Source organism: Henriciella sp. AS95, from assembly GCF_038900055.1.
Lineage (GTDB): Bacteria > Pseudomonadota > Alphaproteobacteria > Caulobacterales > Hyphomonadaceae > Henriciella.
In genome coordinates this window covers 2,196,549-2,219,701 of record NZ_JBBMQM010000001.1, presented here as the reverse complement: position 1 = coordinate 2,219,701, position 23,153 = coordinate 2,196,549, and the positions used below count along the sequence as shown (strand labels likewise).

Annotated in this window: 21 protein-coding genes; 1 reads left to right on the top strand and 20 read right to left on the bottom strand. The window is 57.4% G+C overall.

Annotated features, from left to right (window positions below; translation table 11 throughout):
* Nucleotides 1-9: 9 nt before the first annotated feature.
* Nucleotides 10-1,317 carry a citrate synthase gene (gene gltA / locus WNY37_RS11035; RefSeq protein ID WP_342973442.1) on the top strand — a complete coding sequence of 436 codons (1,308 nt, stop codon included), beginning with the start codon at nucleotides 10-12 and terminating at the stop codon, nucleotides 1,315-1,317.
* Here the strand turns inward: gltA and WNY37_RS11030 are convergent, their stop codons facing one another.
* From WNY37_RS11030 to mce, 20 genes are all read right to left on the bottom strand, one after another.
* Nucleotides 1,318-2,463, bottom strand: coding sequence for a lipid-A-disaccharide synthase (locus WNY37_RS11030; RefSeq protein WP_342973441.1), 1,146 nt, complete (start codon nucleotides 2,461-2,463; stop codon nucleotides 1,318-1,320). It lies immediately after the preceding gene.
* A gap of 8 nt (nucleotides 2,464-2,471) precedes the next feature.
* Nucleotides 2,472-3,311: a UDP-2,3-diacylglucosamine diphosphatase LpxI gene (gene lpxI, locus WNY37_RS11025; RefSeq protein WP_342973440.1), complete on the bottom strand. Its 840-nt coding sequence runs from the start codon at nucleotides 3,309-3,311 to the stop codon at nucleotides 2,472-2,474.
* Nucleotides 3,312-3,318: 7 nt separating this feature from the next.
* Nucleotides 3,319-4,113, bottom strand: a complete 795-nt coding sequence (lpxA, locus tag WNY37_RS11020) for an acyl-ACP--UDP-N-acetylglucosamine O-acyltransferase (protein WP_342973439.1) — start codon at nucleotides 4,111-4,113, stop codon at nucleotides 3,319-3,321.
* Nucleotides 4,110-5,123 carry a UDP-3-O-(3-hydroxymyristoyl)glucosamine N-acyltransferase gene (gene lpxD / locus WNY37_RS11015; protein WP_342973438.1) on the bottom strand — a complete coding sequence of 338 codons (1,014 nt, stop codon included), beginning with the start codon at nucleotides 5,121-5,123 and terminating at the stop codon, nucleotides 4,110-4,112. Before lpxD ends, lpxA begins: the two co-directional genes overlap by 4 nt.
* Before the next feature lie 6 nt (nucleotides 5,124-5,129).
* Nucleotides 5,130-5,723 (bottom strand): OmpH family outer membrane protein, encoded by a 594-nt coding sequence (locus WNY37_RS11010; RefSeq protein ID WP_342973437.1) that lies wholly within the window; start codon nucleotides 5,721-5,723, stop codon nucleotides 5,130-5,132.
* A gap of 18 nt (nucleotides 5,724-5,741) precedes the next feature.
* A complete protein-coding gene (gene bamA / locus WNY37_RS11005) occupies nucleotides 5,742-8,312 on the bottom strand; it encodes an outer membrane protein assembly factor BamA (protein WP_342973436.1) in 2,571 nt (856 codons plus the stop codon).
* 34 nt (nucleotides 8,313-8,346) lie between these two features.
* On the bottom strand, nucleotides 8,347-9,486 hold the full coding sequence (locus tag WNY37_RS11000; RefSeq protein WP_342973435.1) for an RIP metalloprotease: 1,140 nt from the start codon (nucleotides 9,484-9,486) through the stop codon (nucleotides 8,347-8,349).
* A gap of 29 nt (nucleotides 9,487-9,515) precedes the next feature.
* Nucleotides 9,516-10,724 (bottom strand): 1-deoxy-D-xylulose-5-phosphate reductoisomerase, encoded by a 1,209-nt coding sequence (gene dxr, locus WNY37_RS10995; RefSeq protein ID WP_342973434.1) that lies wholly within the window; start codon nucleotides 10,722-10,724, stop codon nucleotides 9,516-9,518.
* A 2-nt stretch (nucleotides 10,725-10,726) separates the two neighbouring features.
* Complete coding sequence (locus tag WNY37_RS10990; RefSeq protein ID WP_342973433.1) at nucleotides 10,727-11,551, bottom strand: phosphatidate cytidylyltransferase; 825 nt, start codon at nucleotides 11,549-11,551, stop codon at nucleotides 10,727-10,729.
* Between the two features lies 1 nt (nucleotide 11,552).
* Complete coding sequence (locus WNY37_RS10985; protein ID WP_342973432.1) at nucleotides 11,553-12,320, bottom strand: isoprenyl transferase; 768 nt, start codon at nucleotides 12,318-12,320, stop codon at nucleotides 11,553-11,555.
* Nucleotides 12,317-12,871: a ribosome recycling factor gene (gene frr, locus WNY37_RS10980; RefSeq protein ID WP_342973431.1), complete on the bottom strand. Its 555-nt coding sequence runs from the start codon at nucleotides 12,869-12,871 to the stop codon at nucleotides 12,317-12,319. The genes WNY37_RS10985 and frr overlap by 4 nt, the downstream gene beginning before the upstream one ends.
* A 17-nt stretch (nucleotides 12,872-12,888) precedes the next feature.
* Nucleotides 12,889-13,626: a UMP kinase gene (pyrH, locus tag WNY37_RS10975; RefSeq protein WP_342973430.1), complete on the bottom strand. Its 738-nt coding sequence runs from the start codon at nucleotides 13,624-13,626 to the stop codon at nucleotides 12,889-12,891.
* Between the two features lie 88 nt (nucleotides 13,627-13,714).
* A complete protein-coding gene (gene tsf / locus WNY37_RS10970) occupies nucleotides 13,715-14,629 on the bottom strand; it encodes a translation elongation factor Ts (RefSeq protein WP_342973429.1) in 915 nt (304 codons plus the stop codon).
* Between the two features lie 30 nt (nucleotides 14,630-14,659).
* The gene (rpsB, locus tag WNY37_RS10965; RefSeq protein ID WP_342973428.1) at nucleotides 14,660-15,475 is read right to left on the bottom strand and encodes a 30S ribosomal protein S2; all 816 of its coding nucleotides are present in this window, start codon (nucleotides 15,473-15,475) and stop codon (nucleotides 14,660-14,662) included.
* A 138-nt stretch (nucleotides 15,476-15,613) separates the two neighbouring features.
* Nucleotides 15,614-19,033 (bottom strand): DNA polymerase III subunit alpha, encoded by a 3,420-nt coding sequence (dnaE, locus tag WNY37_RS10960; RefSeq protein WP_342973427.1) that lies wholly within the window; start codon nucleotides 19,031-19,033, stop codon nucleotides 15,614-15,616.
* Between the two features lie 56 nt (nucleotides 19,034-19,089).
* Nucleotides 19,090-19,776 (bottom strand): ABC transporter ATP-binding protein, encoded by a 687-nt coding sequence (locus tag WNY37_RS10955; RefSeq protein WP_342973426.1) that lies wholly within the window; start codon nucleotides 19,774-19,776, stop codon nucleotides 19,090-19,092.
* Nucleotides 19,776-21,053 (bottom strand): lipoprotein-releasing ABC transporter permease subunit, encoded by a 1,278-nt coding sequence (locus tag WNY37_RS10950; RefSeq protein WP_342973425.1) that lies wholly within the window; start codon nucleotides 21,051-21,053, stop codon nucleotides 19,776-19,778. Before WNY37_RS10950 ends, WNY37_RS10955 begins: the two co-directional genes overlap by 1 nt.
* Nucleotides 21,053-22,372 (bottom strand): proline--tRNA ligase, encoded by a 1,320-nt coding sequence (gene proS / locus WNY37_RS10945; RefSeq protein ID WP_342973424.1) that lies wholly within the window; start codon nucleotides 22,370-22,372, stop codon nucleotides 21,053-21,055. The genes WNY37_RS10950 and proS overlap by 1 nt, the downstream gene beginning before the upstream one ends.
* 104 nt (nucleotides 22,373-22,476) lie before the next feature.
* The gene (locus tag WNY37_RS10940; RefSeq protein ID WP_342973423.1) at nucleotides 22,477-22,719 is read right to left on the bottom strand and encodes a DUF1467 family protein; all 243 of its coding nucleotides are present in this window, start codon (nucleotides 22,717-22,719) and stop codon (nucleotides 22,477-22,479) included.
* Nucleotides 22,719-23,150 (bottom strand): methylmalonyl-CoA epimerase, encoded by a 432-nt coding sequence (gene mce / locus WNY37_RS10935; RefSeq protein ID WP_342973422.1) that lies wholly within the window; start codon nucleotides 23,148-23,150, stop codon nucleotides 22,719-22,721. The genes WNY37_RS10940 and mce overlap by 1 nt, the downstream gene beginning before the upstream one ends.
* Between the last annotated feature and the right edge of the window lie 3 nt (nucleotides 23,151-23,153).

Genomic DNA, 23,153 nt, shown 5'->3' with positions numbered 1-23,153 from the left:
AGGGCTGATATGGAAAACAAGACAAAGCCGGCGGGCACCGCGAAATTTGAGCTCGAAGGCAAGACCTACGACCTACCTGTTCTAAGCGGCACACACGGCCCGAATGTCGTCGACATCAATAGCCTCTACAAGCAGGCGGGCGTATTTACTCTGGACCCTGGCTTCACCTCGACGGCCAGCTGCGAGTCACAGATCACATTCATCGATGGTAATGAGGGCATTCTGCTCCATCGCGGATACCCCATCGATCAGCTTGCCGGCCAATCTGGCTATCTCGAAGTCTGCTATCTTCTGCTCAATGGCAAGCTGCCTAATCAGGCCGAATTCAAGACATTTGCGCGTGAAATAACCGAGCACACCCTGCTCCATACGCAGATGGATCGCTTCTTCGAGGGTTTCCGCCGAGATAGCCACCCGATGGCGATGCTGACCGGTACGGTCGGCGCACTTTCTGCTTTCTATCCAAGCTCGATGGACAGCGCAGACCCGGAAGAGCGCCGTCTCGCGTCAATTAGACTGATCGCAAAGATGCCGACGCTCGCCGCACGCGTTTATAAATACTCGATCGGCCAGCCTTTCGTGAATCCGCTCAATGAGTTGTCGTACGCGGAGAACTTCCTGCGCATGTGTTTCTCGGTTCCGGCTGAGGACTACAAGATCAGCTCCACACTCTCCAAAGCGATGGATCGCTTCTTCATCCTCCATGCGGATCACGAGCAAAACGCTTCCACGTCGACTGTGCGCCTTGCGGGCTCGTCAGGCGCGCATCCATATGCGGCCGTAGCGGCGGGTGTTGCTTGTCTCTGGGGGCCGAGCCATGGCGGCGCGAATGAAGCTTGCCTCAATATGCTTCATGAAATCGGCACCATTGATCGCATTCCGGAATTCATCGAACGCGCCAAAGACAAGGATGACCCGTTCCGCCTGATGGGCTTTGGTCACCGCGTCTACAAGAATTACGATCCACGCGCGAAAGTGATGCAACAGACCGCTCATGAGGTACTGGATGAACTCGGCGTGCGCGATACGCCGGTTCTGAAGGTCGCCATGGAGCTCGAGAAAATTGCGCTGGAAGACGACTACTTCGTCCAGAAGAAACTCTATCCGAACGTCGATTTCTACTCAGGCATCATCCTCGATGCGATGGGCTTCCCAACCGAAATGTTCACCGTGCTCTTCGCACTGGCCCGGACCGTTGGTTGGGTATCGCAACTGAACGAAATGCTGGACGATCCGACGCAGCGTATTGGCCGTCCTCGCCAGATCTACACCGGCGAAGCCATGCGTGATTTCGTGCCGGTTTCGCAGCGCAGCTGATCAAGCCAGCGACAGGATTGCGTCCGCCGCAATCTCAGCTGAATTCTTATCGCCCTCTCCCATTCGGGAGAGGGCTTTGTTTTGTGCCTCCACCTGAGCGGCCCGGGCCTTGGGGTCATCCAGCATTTGCTCAGCGATGTCGGCCATCAATTTGGCATCAAATGTGGTCTGGACAAATTCCGGCGCAATCTCGGTGTCATCTGCGGCCACATTGAGAAGTGTGACATGCTTGGGCTTGAACAGAAATCCGCGCGCCAGAGCCCACGTGACCCAGCCTGTCTTATACCCCACGAGAAATGGGATGGACTGCATGGCGAGTTCGCTTGTGACCGTACCGGAACAGGCTAGCGCATAATCTGCCGAAGCCATGACATCGAACCGGTCAATGGAACCCGGGCTTACTTTGGACCACGTACCCACATTTGGAAAACTCGCCTCAAACTCACGGCGAACAGAGGCTGCAGGATGGATGACAATTTCAGTCTCTGGTCTTCGTTTTTTGACCTCTCGCGCAGCCTCAACCAGCTCCGGCGCTACATTTTTAATTTCGCTGGGACGGCTGCCAGGAAGCACGAGTAAAACGTCAGCGTCTGGCGCAATCTGCAAGGCCTCCCTGCCCCTCTTCCTGAACCCTTCATATCCCCGGGAAAGCGCGGGATTACCCATCACCGTTACCGGCAGGCCAAAGGGCTCATAGTACGGCACCTCCATGGCGTGGATGCAAACGAGGTGATCAACAACGCCAGCGAGCGTTTTTGCTCGACCTGCGCGCGTTGCCCAAACCTGAGGGCCCACGACTTTGACGATCTTTGTATAGGGTGCCCGGGCCTTGATCCGCTGTGCTACGCGAAGGGTAAAGCCCCATGAATCCACCAGGACGAGAATATCGGGCGCGAAGGACAAAATTTCATCGGCGGCCTGATCAGCCAGCGCTACTACTTTTTTGTAAACTTTCAGGCCCTCAATCAGGCCAATGACCGACAGCTCCGACACATCGATCTCGGAGCGAACCCCTCGGGCCGCCATATCTTCCTTCCCGATCCCGCGGATCACGGTGTCAGGGGCGTTCTTGCGGATTTCATCAATTATTTCAGCGGCTAGCAGGTCTCCGGAGGCTTCAGCCGCTACGATGAAAACTTTCGTCATGCTGGGCCTCAATCCCATGCGGGCGTGAAGCCGTACACGAATACGCCGTGTTGCTTACACAGCGCTTCAATGTCAGCGCGGTTCAGCAGCAAAGCCCCGCCTTCTTCGACCCCAATTCCGACCAACCCGGCCTCGACCGCCTTCTGAACAGTTGCCGGGCCAATCGTCGGCAAGTCGATGCGACGCTCCTGAATTGGCTTGGGTCGTTTGACCAGGACGCCTTTCGGTTCGCGAGAGCTGCCCCTCAGCTCGGGCTCCAGATCAGCGACCCTCTGCAACATCCTGTCGGTGCCTTCCTGCGCTTCAACTGCCAAAATCAGCCCATCGCAGACGACGGCTCCCTGGCCAATATCCAAGCGCCCGATTTCAGCGGCAATGTGTGCGGCCTTTTGCATATCCGCAAACGCATCGTCCGAAGGGGGCGGGCCGAACAGGAGGCCGGAGCCCGCCTTCAAATCGGATGCAGCATCTTCCGCCGCGATAATCTTGAAGCCTTCGGTTTCCAGCTCATCTACGATGACCCGCAATAGCGCATCATCTCCGTGCCGGGCTGCCTTGAGCACCTTGGGCAGCAACCGGGCGCCCCTCAGGTCCAGTTTGATATCTTTGAAATTCGGGCGTTTCACGATCCCGGCAAAAACAATTTCGCTGCAATTGGCTGCTCTGAAGCGTTTGATCGCCTTGCCGATCTGACCAATGCCGACCGTTTCACCAGGAAACTCTGCGAGGCGAGGTTCTTCGAAGCCCGCGAGTTTCAGGATGTATACTTCATCGCCGTCGGCGACACGCGCCTGCGCTATGCTGACCGGCAAATCACCCAGTCCGGCGATTATACCTAGTTTTGCCATTGGTTGATTACTCCGGCAAACACAAGGATCGGCTCTTGCCGGACCTGATAAACTCAATCACCTCAACGAGTTCAGGGCAATCGCCGTAAGTTTCTTCAGCGTCGGTAACGCGCTCACTGAATGTGCCTTCCTTGGCAAACAGCATGCGATAAGCTGCGCGAAGATCGTGGATCGATTTGCGGCTGAATCCACGCCGTTTCATGCCGACAATGTTCAAGCCGGCGAGATGAGCATGGTTTCCGATAACCGAGCCATACGGAATGACATCAGCAACAACGATTGCGCCACCCCCAACAAAAGAATGCCGGCCGATCCTGCAGAACTGGTGGATTGCCGCCAAGCCTCCCATCCAGACCTGATCACCAATAACGATGTGACCGCCGACCTGAACGCCGTTTGCAAAGACGCACTTATTGCCGACATGACAGTCATGAGCGATGTGTGAATTCACCATGAGAAGACAGTCTTCGCCAACCGATGTCAGTCCTCCATGCGCTGGAGACCCTCCATGCACCGTCACATTCTCACGCAGAATGGTTCGGGCGCCGATCGTGACACGAGATGTGCCGTCATCCTTGAAACCGAGTATTTGCGGGGCGCAGCCAATAACCGCCCCTGGGTAAACCTCAACATCAGCGCCAAGTTCTGTCTGACCCATCACTGTCGCGCGTTCATGAATGTGACAGCCGTCAGCGAGGGTGACCTTCGGCCCTACATAAGCGAAAGCACCGATCGTCACGCCTTGGCCAAGTTGCGCGCCGTCTTCCACAATCGCCGTCGGATGAATGTTTGCTTGTGTCACTTCTTTTTACTCACTTCGATTTGGCGATTGAGCCAGGCGACTTCTTTCATCCATTGACGCAAGGGCTTCGCCGGTATCCCACCCCAGGTTTCTCCGGCGGGTATTTCCCTGAACACTCCGGCAGAAGCCGCGATCTGGGCGCCTTCCCCAACGACTACATGATCGGCAATACCGACGCGCCCCCCGAGCATCACACCGTCACCGATCGTGACCGTGCCAGAGATGCCTGCAAAGGATGCCATCAAGACATTGCGCCCCACCACGACGTTGTGTGCGATCTGGCATAGATTGTCGATCTTGGTATGTTCGCCAAGGATCGTGTCATCGAACGCACCACGATCAATGCATGAATTTGCGCCAACGGTCACGAAGTCCTGCAGGATCACTCTTCCAAACTGAGGCGCATCGGTCGCTCCATCCGGGCCCGGCATGACGCCGAATCCGCTCTCACCGATCCGTGCCCCGGAGTAGATTTTTACAGAATTGCCTACCAGCGCACTCTGCACGCTCGCATTCGCTCCGATCTGGCAATCGCGCCCCACCTGGACGCCCGGCCCAATCACCGCGTGAGGACCGACCACTGTGCGGTCACCGATCGCGGCCCCTGCACCGATCACCGCAGTCGAATGAACGCGCGCAGATTCATGGATGCTTGCCGCTCCATCATCTGGCCCCGTATCAAACCAGTTTCGATACCGAATGAGTGAATGGGCAGCCACATAATGCGCATAGCGCGGAAGCGGCACAATGAGCGGGGCCACGCCGGGTGGTAGCGCATCCGCAAACTTCTCAACAACGAAACACGCTTGCGCATTCGGGCTGACATCGGATGGGGTCGGGGCCTTCGACCCTTCATAGTAGGAAACCTCGGATGGCCCTGCAGAATGCGATGCGGCGACGTCCTGTATCAGGACGTCGCCGTCACCTTCAAACTTAGCGCCAGTCAGCGAGGCGATTTCGGCGAGCGAGATCGGACCAATATGGTCGTAGAACCGGCTATCGACCGCCATCAGTCTTTACTGCTGTTGCGGCTGGGTCGGCATCTTCTGACGAACCACATTTACCGTTGGCAGTTTTGCATTCATTTTCGAGATGACGAGATCTGTCGCATCGACAGATGCGCCAGCCCAAACAGCGTCAGAGCGGTCAAGCATGACGTCGGCGCCCTTTTCTGTCACCACTTCCTGAAGAACAGGCTGCATCGCAGTGAAAAAGTCGCCCCAAGCCTTGCGCTCTGTGGCTTGAAGTTCCGCTGCAGCGATCTGGCGCTTACGATTAAAATCTTGCGCCTTGCGGGCATAGGCCTCGACTTCGGCGCGAAGCGCTGCATCGGCGCTAATCGCTTCCATTGTCATATTGGCGGTCTTCGCCTCAAGCGCCTGACCTTCAGCAGCGATGCTTTCAGCGGTTGGCTTCAGTTCATTCTGCATCGTGGTCTCGATGCCGTTCACCTTGCTGATGATGTCTTTGCCACCTGCGCTGTCACGCATGATCTTTGCCTGGTCGATAACAATGACGTTGGTACCTTGAGCCACCGCAACTGGTGCCGTGACCGCTGCGCCCGAAACAAGCATCGCAAGTGAAGCCATTGCGGCTTTAAAGAGTTTCATTCGTTCCTCCTGAGAACTTTAGAATCGTGTCGACGTGCTGAACCGGAATGTCTCGGTTCTGTCGTATTCCTCCTTGCGGAGGATGTGTGAGAAATCAAACCGGATCGGTCCGAAGGGTGAGTCCCAGCCCACTGAAAGACCTGCAGAGGCACGAAGCCCCATGCCGTACTTGTAGAGTTGCGCTGTGGCAGTGCCGTCATTGTTCACAAACGCGGACGGTTCTCTGACATCGATATCGTCGAGACGTCCCACTGAACCAGCCTCCACAAACAACGCAGTATCAATACCATATTCCTCGGGCAGGAAGTTCGGCAATGTCAGTTCCGCTGTGCCCTGATAGTAGGCCTTGCCGCCGAGGGCCCGGCCCCGTCTCAAACCAACCGTATTGCCATCTGCGTCCACCGTACGGAAGATTTCCCGTGGCCCGAGACCCGCGACGTCAAAGCCGCGGAATGAACTGCCGCCCCGGAAGAACCGGTTGTTGATACGGATGCCGTCGTCTTCGTTAAACGGCATGATGTAACCACCTGAGAGGCGGACGCTCGCACGTACACCCTTGAACACGCCCTTATAGGTCGCTGCAGACGCTTCTGTGCGAAGGTATTGGACATCGCCGCCAAGGCCGGCCACATCCTGGCTGAATGACATGTCAAAGCCGCCCGTCGGCTCAATGGGGTCATTTCGACGGTCCCAATTGAAGGTATATCCCACAATCGAAGATATTTCCGACCGCTCCTGACGACAGGCAGCAAAATCGCGCGCCAGGTAGAGCGGCGAACACGATTCCACGATGAGCGCATCGGCCGGAAGCAAATCACCGTCCGACGGGAAGGCTATACGGTCAAACGATGTGTCGTCACTTGGATCGTCGGGCGTGCCGTTATCATTTTCGACCGTAATTACGGTCCGCGAACCGTCCGGATTGATGACCACTTGACCAAGATTAAGGTCCAGTGAGTCCGATTGAAGACGATATCTGAGCCCCAGATTTGTGTTCTCGGTCAGAGGGAAGCCGAGGTTAAACCCGGCACCAACTGTATCCGACGTAAAACCACCGAGCCCGATATCCCCGAAATCCGAACGGGACGAGAAGATGTCGATACCCGCTGCGAGATTACGATCCAGAAAGCGGGGCTCCCGGAAACGCAAATCGACATATTGTTGGCGCTGCGAGGCCGAAACCCGCGCGATAACCGACTGGCCACGACCGCGAAGATTTCGCTCCGAGACACTCACGTCGAAGAGGAAGGCATCAACAGAGGAGTAACCCGCCGCGAAAGACAACTCGCCCGTTGGTTGCTCCTGTACCGCGACATCGACAACAGTCCGGTCCGGCTTGGAACCAGGATTCTCGGTGATCTCGACTTCCTTGAAGTATCCCAGCGCACGAACGCGGTTACGCGAACGGTCAAGAAGCACGCGGTTGAACGCATCTCCTTCCGAAACGCGCAGCTCGCGCCGGATGACCCGGTCGAGCGTCCGTGTATTGCCAACGATGTTGATCCGTTCAACGTAGACACGCGGTCCCTCGTCAATTCCGAAGGTGACATCGACCGTATTCGTATCCGGGTTCGGTCGGAGATCAGGCGTGATGTCGACAAAGGCGTAACCCGCGATACCGGCCGCATAAGTCAACGTATCGATCGAATTCTCAATCTGGTCGCCTCGGAATAGATCACCCTTTTTCATGGAGAGGGTTGCGCGCAGAGCGTCAGCGTTAAGCTTGTCCAGTTCCGTTTCCACCTTGATGTCACCAAGGTTGTACTGGTCGCCCTCCTCCACCGTATAGGTGATGTAGAAGTCTTCCTGATCTGGCGTCAGGTCGGCGACCGCGGACACGACACGAAAATCGTAATAACCATTGTTCTGGTAGAATTGGCGCAGCAATTCACGGTCATATTCCAGGCGGCCGGGATCGTAGTTGTCGTTGGAGCTGAAAAACCGCCACCAACGCGATTGGCGCGTGACGATTTCGCTGCGCAGCCGACGGTCCGAATATTCTTCGTTGCCGATGAAGTTGATCGCCCGCACACCGGTGACCGGACCTTCATTCATGACGAACACGAGATCGACGCGGTTCTGTTCAAGCGGCTTGTACTGCGGCTCAACGGTAACGGCAAAACGACCAGACTGGCGATAGAGTTCGAGTATCCGCTGAACGTCGGCCTGAACCCGCGCCGCCGTGAAGATGCCGCGCGGCGCGACCTGAATTTCTTCGCGCAGCTTGTCGTCATCCAGCGCGCGGTTACCTTCAAAAATAACGCGGTTAATAATCGGGTTCTCAACGACGCGCACAATGAGATCCGGGCCGGACTTCTCAAAAGAGGCGTCGGCGAACAGACCTGTTGCAAAGAGCGTCTTCAGCGAGAGATCGATACGCTCGGAGTCAAACGGATCACCCGGCTCGACGAGCAGATAAGACTGCACCGTCCGGTCTTCGATGCGCTGATTGCCTTCAACCAGGATGGAGCGGATCGTTTCGCCTGGTTGCACGTCCTGTGCGTTTGCAGTTGGCGCTGAACCCGGTGCCAAGGTCGAACCAAGGGCAGCTGCGAGACTCATCATGGACACGGCGAATACTGATCGCATTTGGGTACTCTCGAATTACTTTGAAGATCGGCTATCAGCCTTGGGCGGAGTTGAACAGTCCTGTTTCCAGTACATCGCCCCACGTGATAAACACGAACATTCCCAGCAATAAGACCATTCCTGCCATCAGAGCACCCTCCTGGATACGCGCCGGAAGAGGTTTTCCGGCTATGGCTTCATAGCAATTGAAAACGATGTGGCCACCGTCGAGAACAGGAAATGGAAGTAAATTAAAGAAACCAATTCCTACAGACACGGCCGCGCAGATGGTCAGCATGCTCCAAAATAGCGATTCGACCCGCTGCCAGAACGGCACGCGATCATTGCCCATCGTCTGATTCACGATCCGTCGGCTGACATCGCCAATCGCCACAGGCCCGCTTAGAGAGCTCAACGCTTCCTTGCCTGTCACCATGCGCCCGATCATGTCAGTCGTCATGACGAGCGTTGACCATGTCTGGGTGCCGCCCTTCGCCAGCGCTTCCGCAGGATTGTAGGTTATGTGATGCGCGCCATCGGAGACTTGTTGCAGCGTGACACCGATCGTTCCAAGCTGCTGCATCTGGCCAACCGCGTTCTCCCGCAGCTGACGCTTTGGTGTCACCGTCAGGTCAACTGTGTCCGCGCCGCGTTCAACTGTGACAGGAAGAGCCGTGCCGCTCGACATCGAAACGATCATTTGCAACTGGCCAGGACCGGTAACCGGCTTTCCATCCAGCGATACGAAGACATCACCCGGCTCGATTCCCGCCTCTGCGGCGGCACCATCCTCAATAACGCTGCCAACCCCGATGCGCGATTCATAGGTCCCATTGGCCCAGAAGAATGCAGCGAAGATAATGGCCGCCAGAAGGAAATTGGCCGCCGGTCCAGCGGCGGCAATAATGGTCCGCCCCAGCACACTCACTTCGTGGAATGGTTTGCCGACCGGGCCCTGCTCAACTTTGCCAACGTCACCTGGCAGCTGGCTCTCACCGACAAATTTGACGAATCCGCCAAGCGGTATCCAGTTCACCCGCCAACGTGTGCCGCGCTTGTCCTTGCGCTCGAAAATCGGTTTGCCAAAGCCGACCGAAAATGACTCAGCAGCAGCTCCGAAAAAACGACCTGCGAGGTAATGGCCATACTCATGAACAACGACGACGATGCCCATCATGAAAATGAGGCTGATCAAGAATATCGGGCCTTGGCTCAACATTTCCATCATTGCGCTTCGCTCCTCGATCGGGCGTTCAGGCCCTCAATCAATTCATGACACCGATGCCGGCCTTCCTGATCCAGCGCAATGACATCGGACAGGCTGAATTCTTCGCCTGAACCAGTCGTCTGCGCAATATCCAGACCAAGTGCTTCTTCCACAACTGAACTTATGTCGGTAAATCGGCATTGGCCCGCCAGAAACGCAGCGACAGCGACTTCATTGGCGCAATTCATCATGATGCTGGCCGACGGGCCGACATTCAAGGCTTGCCGGGCCAGCCGGATAGCTGGAAACCGCTCATCGTCCACCGCCTGGAAGCTTAGCTGACTAATGTCGAGAAGATTGAGACGCTTGACGTTGGTCGCCGTGCGCCGATCCGGCCAGCTCAACGCATGAGCAATCGGCGTTTGCATGTCTGGCGTACCAAGCTGAGCAAGCGTTGATCCGTCTCGATATGCGACAAGCGAATGAATGATCGACTGAGGATGCACCAGAACGTCGATCCGCGCTTCCGGGAAGTCAAAGAGGTACGACGCCTCTATGAGCTCCAGAGCCTTGTTCATGAATGACGCACTATCTACGGATATCTTGCGCCCCATCGACCAGTTCGGATGCGCACAAGCCTGATCGGGCGTCACATTCGCCAGTTTGGTTCGCGGCGTCGCGAGGAAAGGTCCGCCCGATGCCGTCAGAATGAGGCGCTCAACGTCTTCCGGGCGCTCGAGCACCTGAAAAATAGCATTATGTTCGGAATCCGTAGGCACGATGGCCGCACCATTCTTGCGCGAAAGCGCCGACAAGAGCGGCCCGGCGCAGACCATGCTTTCCTTGTTCGCCAAGGCAACGCTGTTGCCGGCCGCAAGCGCCGCATAGGTCGATTTCAGCCCCGCAATACCAACGATTGCCGCGAGCACCCGATCCACAGGCAACTGCGCCACATCGGCGAGCGCGTCCGAACCGCTCATCGCCTCGATGCCGGTCCCCGACAGTCTCTCTTTAAGCGTCGCGTACTGCGCGGGATCCGCAATGACGGCACGCCTTGCATTGTATTCGATCGCGAGCGTCGCCAGGCCCTCGCAATCGGTGTTGGCCGTAAGCGCTTCGATCGCAAAGGCTGGGTCAGCCGCCGTATCATTGGCATGCCGGACGACGGAAAGTGCTGACCGACCTACCGATCCCGTCGCTCCCATGATCGTCAAACGCTTGGTCAAAGTCAGGACTCCAGGCCCAGCAGACCCGGAATGTCCGCTACCAGGGTCAGTATCAGAACTGCAGCAACACAAGCCATGCCCAATCCGTCAACGCGGTCCATCACGCCGCCATGTCCCGGCAGAAAGCCGCTCGTATCTTTCACGCCAAAGCGCCTTTTCAGCGATGATTCAAACAGATCGCCCCACTGAGCAGCGATCGAGATGCATATACCTGCTACCAACCATGGCATGCGAGGCGCATCGAGCAGGCCCGCTGCGATTAGCCCGCACAGTCCGCTGCACAGGATTGCGCCAAAAGCGCCGCTCCACGTTTTGGATGGCGAATCCTTCGGCGACAATGGCGGACCACCAAAGCCTCGGCCGGCAAAATATGCCCCCGAATCCGATGCCCAGACCGTGCCCATCAGGATCAAGGCCGCAGCCTGGCCATTCCAGTCCCCTGACCTCAGCAAATACAGACCAAGCGGCAATCCTGCAGAATAGATCAGTCCGAACGCGCTGATGACCTTTTCGCGTAGATTAGCCGGATGCAGCGCGCCCACGATCAATGAACAGACCACCGCTGTCAGCAGCGCCACCTCCGGGTCAAAGTAGATGGCTGCGATCAATGGCAATGCAGCAAAAATCGCTTTGACGGGCATGATTGGCGACGCCGTCATTCGCGCCCATTCATATCCCATGACCGCCGCAAACAGAGCGCACGCCCAGCCAAGCACCGGCCCGCCATACGAAACCACAAGAAGCGCAAACGGAATGAGGAGTGCCGCTGAGATCAGCCGCAGAATGAGTTCCCGGCTCTTATGGCTTGCTGGCGAAGAGGCGACCATATCAAGCCGCCCCTGATTTCAAACCACCAAACCGTCTTTCCCGCGACGAAAACGTTTCCATTGCGGCAACGAGTTCTGCCTCACCGAAATCCGGCCAAAGCACGTCCATGAACAGCAACTCAGCATACGCCGCCTGCCAGACAAGGAAATTGCTCAGCCTATGTTCTTCGCCCGTCCGGATAATGAGATCAGGGTCGGGGTATTGATGTGTGTCGAGCGCGGAAGACAGCATATCCTCGGTGATATCTGCGGCGTCCATGTCACCGGCGCGCACCTGGACAGCAAGCTCACGAACCGCCCGCGCGATTTCCTCGCGCCCGCCATAGTTGAAGGCTATTCCAAGATTGAAGGCGCTGTTGTCGCGCGTATCATTCACGGCCTTGTCGAGCAGCTCCAGGATGTCATCAGGCAATCCAGCGCGGGTTCCGAACACGGATATCCGCACACCTTCCCTTTTGAGGCGCGCCAGGTCCTGCTTCACAAAGGTTTTGAGCAACCCAAACAGAGCACTCACTTCCGAGACAGGTCGTCTCCAGTTCTCAGTCGAGAACGAGTACACGGTAAGATAGTCCAGGTTCAGCTTCTGCGCCGCCTTGACGGTTCGGCGAAGTGCTTCAACGCCGCGCTCATGGCCGACAGCTCTGGGCAGTCCATGCCGGGTCGCCCAGCGTCCATTGCCGTCCATGATTATTCCGATATGCCGCGGCATGTCAGTCGCATCCGTATTCTTAGCGACGGACTGCGAAGAGGAGGCGGAACTTGCCGTCAAACCTGCATGATCTCCGCTTCTTTGTTCTTCACAACTTCGTCCACGCGGGCGATGTGGGCATCCGTCATTTTCTGAACGTCATCGGCCAATCCGCGAGCAGCATCTTCGCTGATCTCACCGTCTTTTTCAGACTTCTTGATTTCGTCCATACCGTCGCGGCGCACGTTGCGCACAGCGACACGGGCCTGCTCGGCATATTTGCCTGCCACCTTGGTGAGCTCGACGCGGCGCTCTTCGTTCAGCACAGGGATCGGGATCCGGAGGTTTGTTCCATCCGTCACCGGGTTCAGTCCAAGACCAGATTCCCGGATTGCCTTGTCGGCGGCGCCAACAACTGACTTGTCCCAGATATTGACCGCAATGGTGCGTGCATCGAGCACTGAGACCGAGCCGACCTGGTTGAGTGGAACTTCAGAGCCGTAAGCCGGCACCATGACCGAGTCGAGGAGGTTGACGGAGGCGCGTCCGGTTCGAAGCCCCGCAAGGTCCGATTGAAGTGACGTGATTGCGCCGTCCATCCGGCGCTCAAGATCTTTTTTGTTCAAACTCATGTCTCTATTCTCGCATGTTATGAAATGACCGTCGACGTACCTTTGCCGGTCAGCACATCTTGCAATGCACCCTTATTATGCAGCGAAAATACGACAATCGGAATATTCGTGTCGCGCATCAAGCTCACAGCTGAGGCGTCCATGACGCGAAGGTCGCGAGCGAGCACTTCCTGATATCCCAGCTGATCGTAGCGCTCGGCGCTGGCATCTTTCTTTGGATCGGCAGAGTAAACGCCATCGACCTGCGTACCCTTGAACATTGCGTCGCAATTCATTTCGGCCGCTCTGAGCGCTGCGCCAGTGTCGGTCGTGAAGTACGGGTTGCCAGTGCCGGCGGCGAAGATAACGACCCGGCCCTTCTCCATATGCCGGATAGCACGGCGGCGAATATACTGCTCACACACAGTGTTCATCGGAATAGCGGATTGAACGCGCGTGGGTACGCCGATCTGTTCAAGCGCACTTTGCATGGCCAGCGCGTTCATGACCGTTGCTAGCATGCCCATTGAATCGGCCTGCGCGCGCTCCATACCATTCGCGGCGCCAGCAAGGCCGCGAAAGATGTTACCGCCGCCAATGACGAGGCAAAGCTCGACGCCGGTTGCTTTGAGCGCAGTGGCTATTTCTTCTGCAAAAACAAGGCAAGTCGGCATATCAATGCCGAACTCGGATGGCCCCATCAAAGCCTCACCCGACAATTTAAGGAGAACACGTTTATAAACGAGATCGTCTGCGGGTTCGGTATTAGACGCCATATCAAACTCCTGAGCCGGATTGCTGGTAAAGGATTCCCGGCTGCCTGTCATGGGCAGCCGGGCTCTTTTTAGGTGCAAATTCGGTGGCTTAGGAGCCGGAGGTCATCGAAGCAACTTCTGCTGCGAAGTTGTCTTCAGCTTTTTCAACACCTTCGCCGAGCTTGAAGATCACAAAGCCGATCAGCTTCGCGCCCTGCTCTTCAATGAACTGACCAACTGTCTGGTCTGGATTCATCACGAAAGGCTGCTCAACAAGGACGACCTCCTTGTAGAATTTTTTCAGACGACCTTCGATCATCTTTTCGATGACATTGTCAGGCTTGCCGCTTTCACGGGCCTGATCAGTCAGAACCTGGCGCTCACGCTCAACCAGGTCCGGGTCGAGATCAGCAACCGTGGCAGATGCAGGGCTGGTTGCGGCAACGTGCATCGCAACCTTGCGGCCAGCGTCTGACGTCTTGTCGGCATCGGCGCCTTCGAGGGCGACGAGCACACCGATCTTGCCCATGTTCTCGGCTTCCGCGCTGTGCACGTAAGCGGCGACCTGGCCATTGGGCGCTTCGATTTTTGCCGTGCGGCGCAGCGTCATGTTTTCACCGATGGTCGCAACCAGCGCAGTGATCATGTCACCAACCGTGCCTTCACCGGCTGGCGAGGGAGCATTGGTAACAGCTTCAACGCTGCCATCAGTCGTCATCGCAACGTCGGCAATTTGCTTGAGCGCGGTCTGGAACTTCTCGTTGCGGGCAACGAAATCGGTTTCAGCATTCAGCTCAACAAGCACGCCAGACTTGCCGTCGTCAGAGACAACAGCGGCGACAAGACCGTCGGCCGCAGCGCGACCAGACTTCTTGGCAGCTTTGGAAAGGCCTTTGGCGCGCAGCCAGTCGACGGCGGCTTCCATATCGCCATCATTCTCGACGAGCGCTTTCTTCGCGTCCATCATACCTGCGCCAGTGCGGTCGCGCAGGTCCTTGACCAGTGCGGCGGTAATCTGTGCCATCTCGAAGATTCCTTCTAGAAGTGTTTGAGTTTAGCTTTCGGCCTTGGCTTCTTCTTCGCCGGCTTCAGCTGTTGCTTCATCTGCGGCGGCGACATCTGCTTCAGCGAGCAGGTCCACATCTTCGGACTCGCCGAGGTCGATACCGAGACCGGCGGACGACTCAGCCAGACCGTCGATCACAGCGTCTGCAACGAGGTTACAGTAGAGCGCGATGGAGCGAGCGGCGTCGTCATTGCCCGGGAACGGGAAGTCGACATCGTCCGGATCGCAATTGGTGTCGATCACTGCGACGACTGGAATGCCGAGCTTCTTGGCTTCCTTGATCGCAATCGATTCCTTGTTGGTATCGATCACGAACATGAGGCTCGGAAGGCCGCCCATATTGGCAATACCGCCAAGCGCGCGCTGAAGCTTGTCGCGCTCACGTTCGATGTTCAGAAGCTCTTTCTTGGTCAGACCCGACCCATCACGGTCAGAAAGAACCTCATCGAGTTCGCGCAGACGCTTGATCGATTTCGAAACGGTGGACCAGTTGGTCAGCGTGCCGCCGAGCCAACGATGGTTCATGTAATACTGGGCGCAACGCTGGGAGGCTTCAGCAATTGGCTGAGCGGCCTGACGCTTGGTACCAACGAAAAGAACGCGGCCACCTTTTGCAACTGTATCGCGAACCTGAACGAGTGCCTGGTGCAGCAGCGGGACCGTCTTGGACAGGTCCATGATGTGGATGCCGGCACGGTCGCCATAGATGAATTGCTTCATCTTCGGGTTCCAGCGGTGGGTTTGGTGACCGAAGTGAACGCCAGCTTCGAGCAGCTGACGCATCGTGAACTCAGGAAGAGCCATGTCTAATTTTCCTTTTCCGGTTGACCGGCACGGACACTATCGGTCTCAAACCATAGAGACCAACACCGGATAGTCCGCGCATCGGGGGTTATGCGGCTGGCTTATACAAAGTTTGACGCACTTAGCAACCGTGCTTGTTCAGGCCGCTTTCGTGTCCACCCTGGTGACACCAGAGGCCATCTTGAGGGCGCGGAGCGCCTCAAGGCCGGTGGCATACGTTTCAGGCAGTTTCATCATGACGAGCGTGCCGTCTTCGAGCGGAATTTCAAAGAAAATATCACCGCGATCCGCGCCCGGAGCCGTCTCCAGTCTCTTGGCGACGGCGGCGAGTTCATGATAGTTCGCACCGCGCGACAGGCGCACAAGCAATGCCTTGGCCTTTTTGCCGATGCGCGCCTTCTCAATTGGCTTCACATTCTTGGCTGAGAGACGAATTTCCTCGTCCTGCCGCCGCACGTTCACGGTCACGCAGACACTGCTCGCCGGGGCCAGCATGTCTCGGTAGTTTTCCAGAACCTCCGGCATGACCATGAGTTCGACTTCGCCTGTCGGGTCCGAAAGCGTCAGGAAGGCGAACTTGCCGCCGGAACGGGACAGTTTCTCCACCCGCCTGCGCACGACGCCGATCAGCTCCAGCGGTCGCCCATCCATCGCAACATCAGCGATATTCGCAGATAGCGTGATCCGCCCCTCCTCCAGGCTTTCGAGCACGTCATCAAGCGGGTGTCCGCTGAGATAAAAACCGACCGCAGCAAATTCTTCATCCAGCTTTTGCTGACCATTCCATGCCGCGGTCTGCGGCAGCGTTGCGCGAATGGCTGGCTCCGCATCGCCGAACAGGCCGCCCTGCCCACCAGCCCGGTCTTCTGCCGCCGACACCGCCGTTGCGGCCAGCAACGGCGCAGCGGCCAGCGCATTGGCTCGATTAGGTTCGAGGGAATCGAAGCCGCCCGCGCGCGAAAGCTGTTCGAAGCACTTCTTGTTGACCGACTTCGGATCCACGCGCTCTGCAAAATCATGAAGGGACTTGAACGCACCCGCCTTGGCGCGCTCGGCCTCGACGTGCCGCATCGCTTCCAGCCCCACGCCCTTGAGGGCGCCGAGCGCATAGACAAGCGCTCCATCTTCGACATCGAAATCAGCCGTAGATCTGTTCACGTCAGGCTGGATAAGCGGCACTTCCAACCGCCGCGCCTCCTGAACAAACGCCGCCAGCTTGTCGGTGTTGTGAAGGTCCAGGCTCATCGAAGCGGCCAGAAACTCCACGGGGAAGTGGCGCTTCAGATACGCCGTCTGATAACCAATCAATGCGTAAGCCGCAGCGTGAGACTTGTTGAAGCCATAGCCAGCGAATTTTTCCATCGTATCGAAAATTTCGTTCGCCAGCGGCGCTTCGATTCCCTTCAGCTCCTTCGCGCCCTTCAGGAAGCGCTGCCGCTGGGCGACCATCTCCTCGACCTTCTTCTTACCCATGGCGCGGCGAAGCAGGTCAGCCTCGCCGAGCGAATAGCCGGCTATTTCCTGCGCCATCCGCATGACCTGCTCCTGATAGACAGGGACGCCGTAGGTCGCGTCCAGGATCGGTTCGAGGTCAGGATGCTGGTAGCGAACGTTTTTCGGGTCTTCCTTGCCCGCGACATAGACCGGAATGTTGTCCATCGGGCCCGGGCGGTAGAGCGAGATGATCGCGATAACGTCTTCCAGATCGTTCGGGCGGACCTTGCGCAGCGTATCGCGCATGCCCTGCCCTTCGAGCTGGAACACGCCGAGCGTGTCACCGCTCGCCATCAGATCATACGTGTCCTTGTCGTCGAGTGTCGCCCATTCAGGGCCGACATCACGGCCGTCACGCCGGATGAATTTCAGCGCCCGATCAATGACCGTCAGCGTCTTCAGGCCGAGAAAGTCAAACTTCACCAGGCCGGCCGACTCCGCCCATTTCATATTGAACTGGGTCGCCGGAAGATCTGACCGCGGGTCATTGTAAAGCGGAACAAGTTCGGTAAGCGGCCGATCGCCGATCACGACGCCGGCCGCGTGTGTACCGGCATTCCTGTACAGCCCCTCTAGAGCCAGTGCCGTTTCCAGCAGCTCACCAACACGCGGATCCTGAGCAATTTCGTCCTGAAACTTCGGCTCTTCGTCGATCGCGTCTTGAAGCTTCGGCGGATTGGCCGGGTTGAACGGGATCAGCTTCGCAAGCCTGTCCACCTGGCCATAAGGCATCTGCATCACGCGGCCGACATCGCGCACCACAGCCTTGGCCTGAAGCGTGCCAAACGTGATGATCATCGCCACGCTGTCGGCGCCGTACTTGTCCCGCACGTATCGGATCACCTCTCCGCGGCGCTCCTGACAGAAGTCGATGTCGAAGTCAGGCATCGAAACGCGCTCAGGATTGAGGAAGCGTTCGAAGAGAAGGTCAAACCGAAGCGGATCGAGATCGGTGATGGTCAGCACCCAGGCAACGACAGAACCCGCACCAGATCCCCGTCCTGGACCGACCGGTATCCCGTTATCTTTCGCCCATTTGATGAAGTCGGAAACGATGAGGAAGTAGCCGGGAAAACCCATCTTCTCGATAATGCCAAGCTCGTATTCGAGACGCTCCTCGTAAACGCTGCGCTCAGCATACAGTTTCGGGGCCTCGGCGAGCCGCATGTTCAGACCATCTCGGGCCTGAATCTTGAGTTCTTCAATCTCAGACCGTGATCCGTCGCCGAAGTTCGGCAGGATCGGACTATGCTTGCGGGCCCGCACGCCGCAGCGTTTTGCAATCTCGACCGTGGACGCAATCGCCTCCGGCAGATCACTAAACAGCTCCACCATTTGAGCCGATGTCTTGAGATACTGCTCGGGCGATACGCGCTGGCGGTCATCCTGGCCGAGATACTCACCATTGGAGATACACATCAGCGCATCGTGCGCCTTTGCATCGTCCGGCTTCATGAACCGCACATCATGCGTGGCGACGAGAGGTAAATTCAGCTTGTAGGCCGCTTCAATCAGCCCGGGTTCGCTATTGGCTTCATCGGCCTCGCCATGCCGCGTCAGCTCGACATAGCAGCGCCCCGGATACGCTTCGGCAAAAGCCGACAATGTAGCCTCCGCCTCCGACTGTTTCCCTTTGAGAATGTATTGAGCGGCCTCCCCTTTTGAACCGCCCGTCAACAGGATGAGACCGTCCGTTTTCTCGAACAGATGTTCGCGCTTCAGGCGCGCAACGCCGTCTTCAGCTTCCAGATAAGCAAGAGACGAAAGCTCCATCAGCCGGAGGAAACCAGCGTCGTTCTGTGCATAGAGCGTGACTTGCGTGATCCATTCCTGATGAGCGCCATCCGTCACATCGAAACAGCAGGCCATGATGGGCTGGACACCGGCGCCGGACAGCGCTTCGGAAATCTCCAGCGCACCGAAAAGGTTGTTCCGGTCCGTGACAGCAATGGCTGGAATGAAGTTCTCTTCAGCCCACTTCTGCAGGGCTTTCGGCGTAATCATGCTCTCGAGCAGCGAGTAGCTGGTTCGAACGGCAAGATGGATGAAGAGAGAATCAGACAAGGGCAGCTCCAGACACAGACCTTATCATGCCCCGCAATGGACCTGAACCGAAGGCGTCACCCGGTAAAGGTTGTGAGTTTCCCGTCCTGCAATGTCAGCACGCGGTCCATATGGCGGGTCAGCGCCATATTATGGGTCGCCACAAGCACAGCAGCACCTTCACTTCTCGCGATCTTGATCAGGCTTGCAAAGACGCGGTCGGTGGTCGCCGGATCGAGATTGCCGGTCGGCTCATCCGCGATCACCAGCTTCGGGTCATTGGCGAGTGCTCGCGAAATGGCAACGCGCTGCTGTTCACCCCCGGACAGTTGACCCGGCTGGTGGTTCCCGCGATCGCTGAGCCCCATTTCGCCGAGCATTACCAGTGCTTTTGCGCGGGCGACCTTGCGCTTCACACCATTCACCATGAGCGGCATGGCGACGTTGTCGACCGCGTCGAATTCAGGCAGCAAATGATGGAACTGGTACACGAATCCAAGCTTCTCACGGCGCAGCCGCGTGCGACCGGAATCGGACAGTTTCAAGACGTCCTCGCCATCCAGAAGCACTTGTCCACCTTCGGCGCGCTCAAGCAGACCCGCCGTGTGGAGCAATGTGGATTTGCCAGAACCGGACGGCCCGACCAGCCCCACAAGTTCGCCCCTATTGAGGGTGAGATCCGTCCCGTCGAGCACCTTCAGGACGGTTGGACCGCTCTTGTACTCCCGCACAATCCCGCGAAGCTCCAGAACAGGCGTTTCCACTATTCGAACCTCAGCGCTTCTACAGGATCAAGGCGCGCAGCCGACCAGGCCGGCCAGATCGTGACCAGAATGGACATGCTCATGGCCCAAAGAGTGGTGAAAAGGGCCTCGCCCCAATCGAGTTCTGCCGGCAGCCCCTGCAACCCATACGTCTCGGCATCGAATATTTCGCCCTGCCCGGGGATCAGGAAGTTAAGCAGCGCCTCAACGGCCCCGATGTTCAGGACAATCGTGATCCCCAATATCAGACCAATAAGCGCGCCGGTCAGTCCAAGGATCGCGCCGATCATGATGAACGTCCGCATGATCGCGCCGCGCGTCGCACCGATCGTTCTGAGGATGGCAATGTCGCCCGTCTTATTCTTCACCAGCATGACCACACCCGTAACAATGTTGAGCGCGGTAATCGTGATGAGGATAAGCATGATCATGCGCATCATCCCGCGCTCGACATTCAGCGCATTGAGATAACCAGCGCGCTGCTGTTTCCAGTCCTGCAAGTAATACTGCTGGCCGATCTTGGCAGCGATGTCCCGCTTCGCCTGATCGGACTTCATCGGATCATCGAGGCGCACGTCGAGCAATTGATACTCTCCGCGTTTATTGAAGAAGAGCTGCGCCTGTTGCATCGGCATCAGGACGTAGAGCTTGTCGAGCTCAACGCTACCGGTCGAGAAAACATCGCCAACCGTGTAGGACTTGCTTCTTGGCGTCACGCCGAACGGGCCCGACACCCCTTCTGGCGCGATCAACTTGATTTGGTCGCCAGGGCGTATGCCGAGATCAGAGGCCAGGAAGGCGCCGATCAGGACAACGTCCCCTCCATTGCGACCCTCGCCGAAGCCAGCCGCATCTGCCGTAGACTGCCCGCCCTCCAGATAAGGCAGGTTATCAAGGTCTTCTGACCGCACGCCGCGCACGACTGCGCCCGTTCGCGCAAACTCACTCGTTGCCAGCACTTGCTGCTCGATAATGGGTGAGGCGCTTTCGATACCCGGAATCTCAAGAATGCCGTCCGTCAGGTCCAGGACATCCGCCTCGGGGTAGCCATCCACAGACACAAAGACATGGCCCTGCCCGCCGAGCAGAGCGTTCAGCAGCGTCGAGCGGAAGCCCGCCATCACAGACATGATCACGATAAGGGCCGTGACGGCCAACATGATGCCGAAGAATGAGATGATTGAAATCAGCGACACACCACCATTCTGGCGTTTGGCGCGCAAATAGCGCCATGCGAGCGCACGCTCGACTTCGCTGAATGGGGCTGACTTCGCCATTAGTCGGCGGTCACTTTCGCGATGGCATCCGCTAGTGTCAGATCGAACTTTTCACCCGTCTTGCGGTTCTTCAATTCAACCTGCCCGGCTTCGACACCGCGCGGTCCTATCACAATCTGCCAGGGCAGACCGATCAGATCCATTCGATTGAATTTCGACCCCGGTCGCTCATCGGTTTCATCATACAGAACGTCGAGGCCTGCGTCGCCGAGCGCAGTGTAAGCAGCATCAGCGGCGTTCGAAACAGCCTCGTCTTTCGGCCGCATGGAGATCAGGCCTACATCGAACGGTGCAACCGCTTTGGGCCATACGATCCCATTCTCGTCATGGCACGCCTCAATAATTCCGCCGACGAGCCGCGAGACACCAATGCCGTAGCTGCCCATCTGAACGGGCACGTTCGCGCCATCTGCCGTCTGCACGGTCGCGTTCATCGCCTTGGAATACTTCGTCCCGAAGAAGAAGATGTGGCCCACCTCGATGCCGCGGGCCGACACCTTGCGGTCATCGGGCACGGTCGCAAACGCCGTCTCGTCGTGCATTTCTTCCGTCGCCGCGTACAGGCTGGTGCGTTTTTCCACTTCGCCAGACAGGTCCGACTCAAAATCCAATTCAAGGCCGGGCGCGCCCATATCGAGCAGGTCACGGTCACAGAATACGGCGCTTTCGCCCGTATCGGCCAGAACGATGAACTCATGGCTGAGGTCACCGCCAATCGGCCCGGTATCGGCCTGCATCGGCACAGCCTTCAGGCCCATCCGGTCGAATGCATTCAGATAGGCGCAGAACATACGGTTATAGCTGGCGCGGGCATCATCCTCGGTCAGGTCGAAGGAGTACGCGTCCTTCATCAGGAATTCGCGGCCACGCATGACACCAAAACGCGGGCGGATCTCATCGCGGAATTTCCACTGCGTATGATAGAGATTCAGCGGCATCGCCTTGTAGCTCTTCACATAAGAGCGGAAGACGTCGGTGATCAGCTCTTCATTGGTCGGCCCAAACAGCATCTCGCGGTCATGCCGGTCGGTGATGCGCAGCATCTCCTTGCCATAGTCATCATACCGCCCGCTCTCCTGCCAGAGCTCTGCCTGCTGGATCGTCGGCATCAGCATCTCGATTGCGCCAGCGCGGTTCATTTCCTCGCGCACAATCTGCTCAATCTTCTGCAGCACTTTGAAGCCAAGCGGCAGCCAGGTGTAGATACCCGCCCCGTTCTGACGGACCATGCCTGTGCGAAGCATCAACTGGTGAGAAACGATCGCCGCGTCAGAAGGAACATCCTTGGAGACGGGCAGAAAATATCGGGAGAGGCGCATAACTTCCTAATCTGTCGGTATCAGGGTTTCGCAGCTTTGTTATTTGGGTGCAGAGATATTGGCTAGTGGCTTGATGCAAATAGGCATCTCAAAGCGGCCGTCGACTAACCGCCATAGTTCTGCAGGAGCGGTATCACGACCAGTCCCGCAATCGCCGTGCAGATGGCCGCGCCTATGGACGCCCAGACAATTTTCTTTGGCATCATGTGCTTGGCCGGGGCGCCCTCCTCAGTTCCCTCGACGACCTCGCCATCTTCGAACTGTCCCCGCACGCCAATCGGCAGCACAGCAAAAAGGCACATCCACCAGGAGATGATGAAAATGACGACGCCGCCAACGAGGTTCATCAGTGATCCCCTTTGGGCGTTTCCATCAGTTCGATCAGAACACCGTTTGAGTTCTTTGGATGCACAAAAATGATTGGCGTACCATGGGCCCCGATGCGAGGCTCCCCGAGCACAGTGGCCCCACGCTCTTTCATCGCCACAACCGCCTCATGAATGTCATCAACTTCGAAGCAGACATGGTGCTGGCCGCCATTTGGATTTTTCTGCACGAAATTCCAGATGGGGCTTTCTTCGCTCAGCGGCTCGATCAATTCGATCTGACTGTTCGGGAGGTTCACGAAGCATACCTTCACGCCTTGTGCCGGCATGTCGAAAGGCTCAGTGATGTCGGTTGCACCGTATAATGTCCGGTACGTTTCCATTGCCTCCGGAAGGGATGGCACAGCGACGCCCACATGATTGAGCGGCCCGATTTTAAATGGCTTCGACATTGG

Excerpts from the sequence above, each read along its gene's own strand:
- gltA (WP_342973442.1), top strand. The coding sequence starts at position 10 with ATGGAAAACAAGACAAAGCCGGCGGGCACCGCGAAATTTGAGCTCGAA.
- WNY37_RS11030 (WP_342973441.1), bottom strand. The coding sequence starts at position 2,463 with ATGACGAAAGTTTTCATCGTAGCGGCTGAAGCCTCCGGAGACCTGCTA.
- lpxI (WP_342973440.1), bottom strand. The coding sequence starts at position 3,311 with ATGGCAAAACTAGGTATAATCGCCGGACTGGGTGATTTGCCGGTCAGC.
- lpxD (WP_342973438.1), bottom strand. The coding sequence starts at position 5,123 with ATGGCGGTCGATAGCCGGTTCTACGACCATATTGGTCCGATCTCGCTC.
- WNY37_RS11010 (WP_342973437.1), bottom strand. The coding sequence starts at position 5,723 with ATGAAACTCTTTAAAGCCGCAATGGCTTCACTTGCGATGCTTGTTTCG.
- bamA (WP_342973436.1), bottom strand. The coding sequence starts at position 8,312 with ATGCGATCAGTATTCGCCGTGTCCATGATGAGTCTCGCAGCTGCCCTT.
- WNY37_RS10990 (WP_342973433.1), bottom strand. The coding sequence starts at position 11,551 with ATGGTCGCCTCTTCGCCAGCAAGCCATAAGAGCCGGGAACTCATTCTG.
- frr (WP_342973431.1), bottom strand. The coding sequence starts at position 12,871 with ATGAGTTTGAACAAAAAAGATCTTGAGCGCCGGATGGACGGCGCAATC.
- pyrH (WP_342973430.1), bottom strand. The coding sequence starts at position 13,626 with ATGGCGTCTAATACCGAACCCGCAGACGATCTCGTTTATAAACGTGTT.
- tsf (WP_342973429.1), bottom strand. The coding sequence starts at position 14,629 with ATGGCACAGATTACCGCCGCACTGGTCAAGGACCTGCGCGACCGCACT.
- rpsB (WP_342973428.1), bottom strand. The coding sequence starts at position 15,475 with ATGGCTCTTCCTGAGTTCACGATGCGTCAGCTGCTCGAAGCTGGCGTT.
- WNY37_RS10950 (WP_342973425.1), bottom strand. The coding sequence starts at position 21,053 with ATGGCGAAGTCAGCCCCATTCAGCGAAGTCGAGCGTGCGCTCGCATGG.
- proS (WP_342973424.1), bottom strand. The coding sequence starts at position 22,372 with ATGCGCCTCTCCCGATATTTTCTGCCCGTCTCCAAGGATGTTCCTTCT.
- WNY37_RS10940 (WP_342973423.1), bottom strand. The coding sequence starts at position 22,719 with ATGAACCTCGTTGGCGGCGTCGTCATTTTCATCATCTCCTGGTGGATG.
- mce (WP_342973422.1), bottom strand. The coding sequence starts at position 23,150 with ATGTCGAAGCCATTTAAAATCGGGCCGCTCAATCATGTGGGCGTCGCT.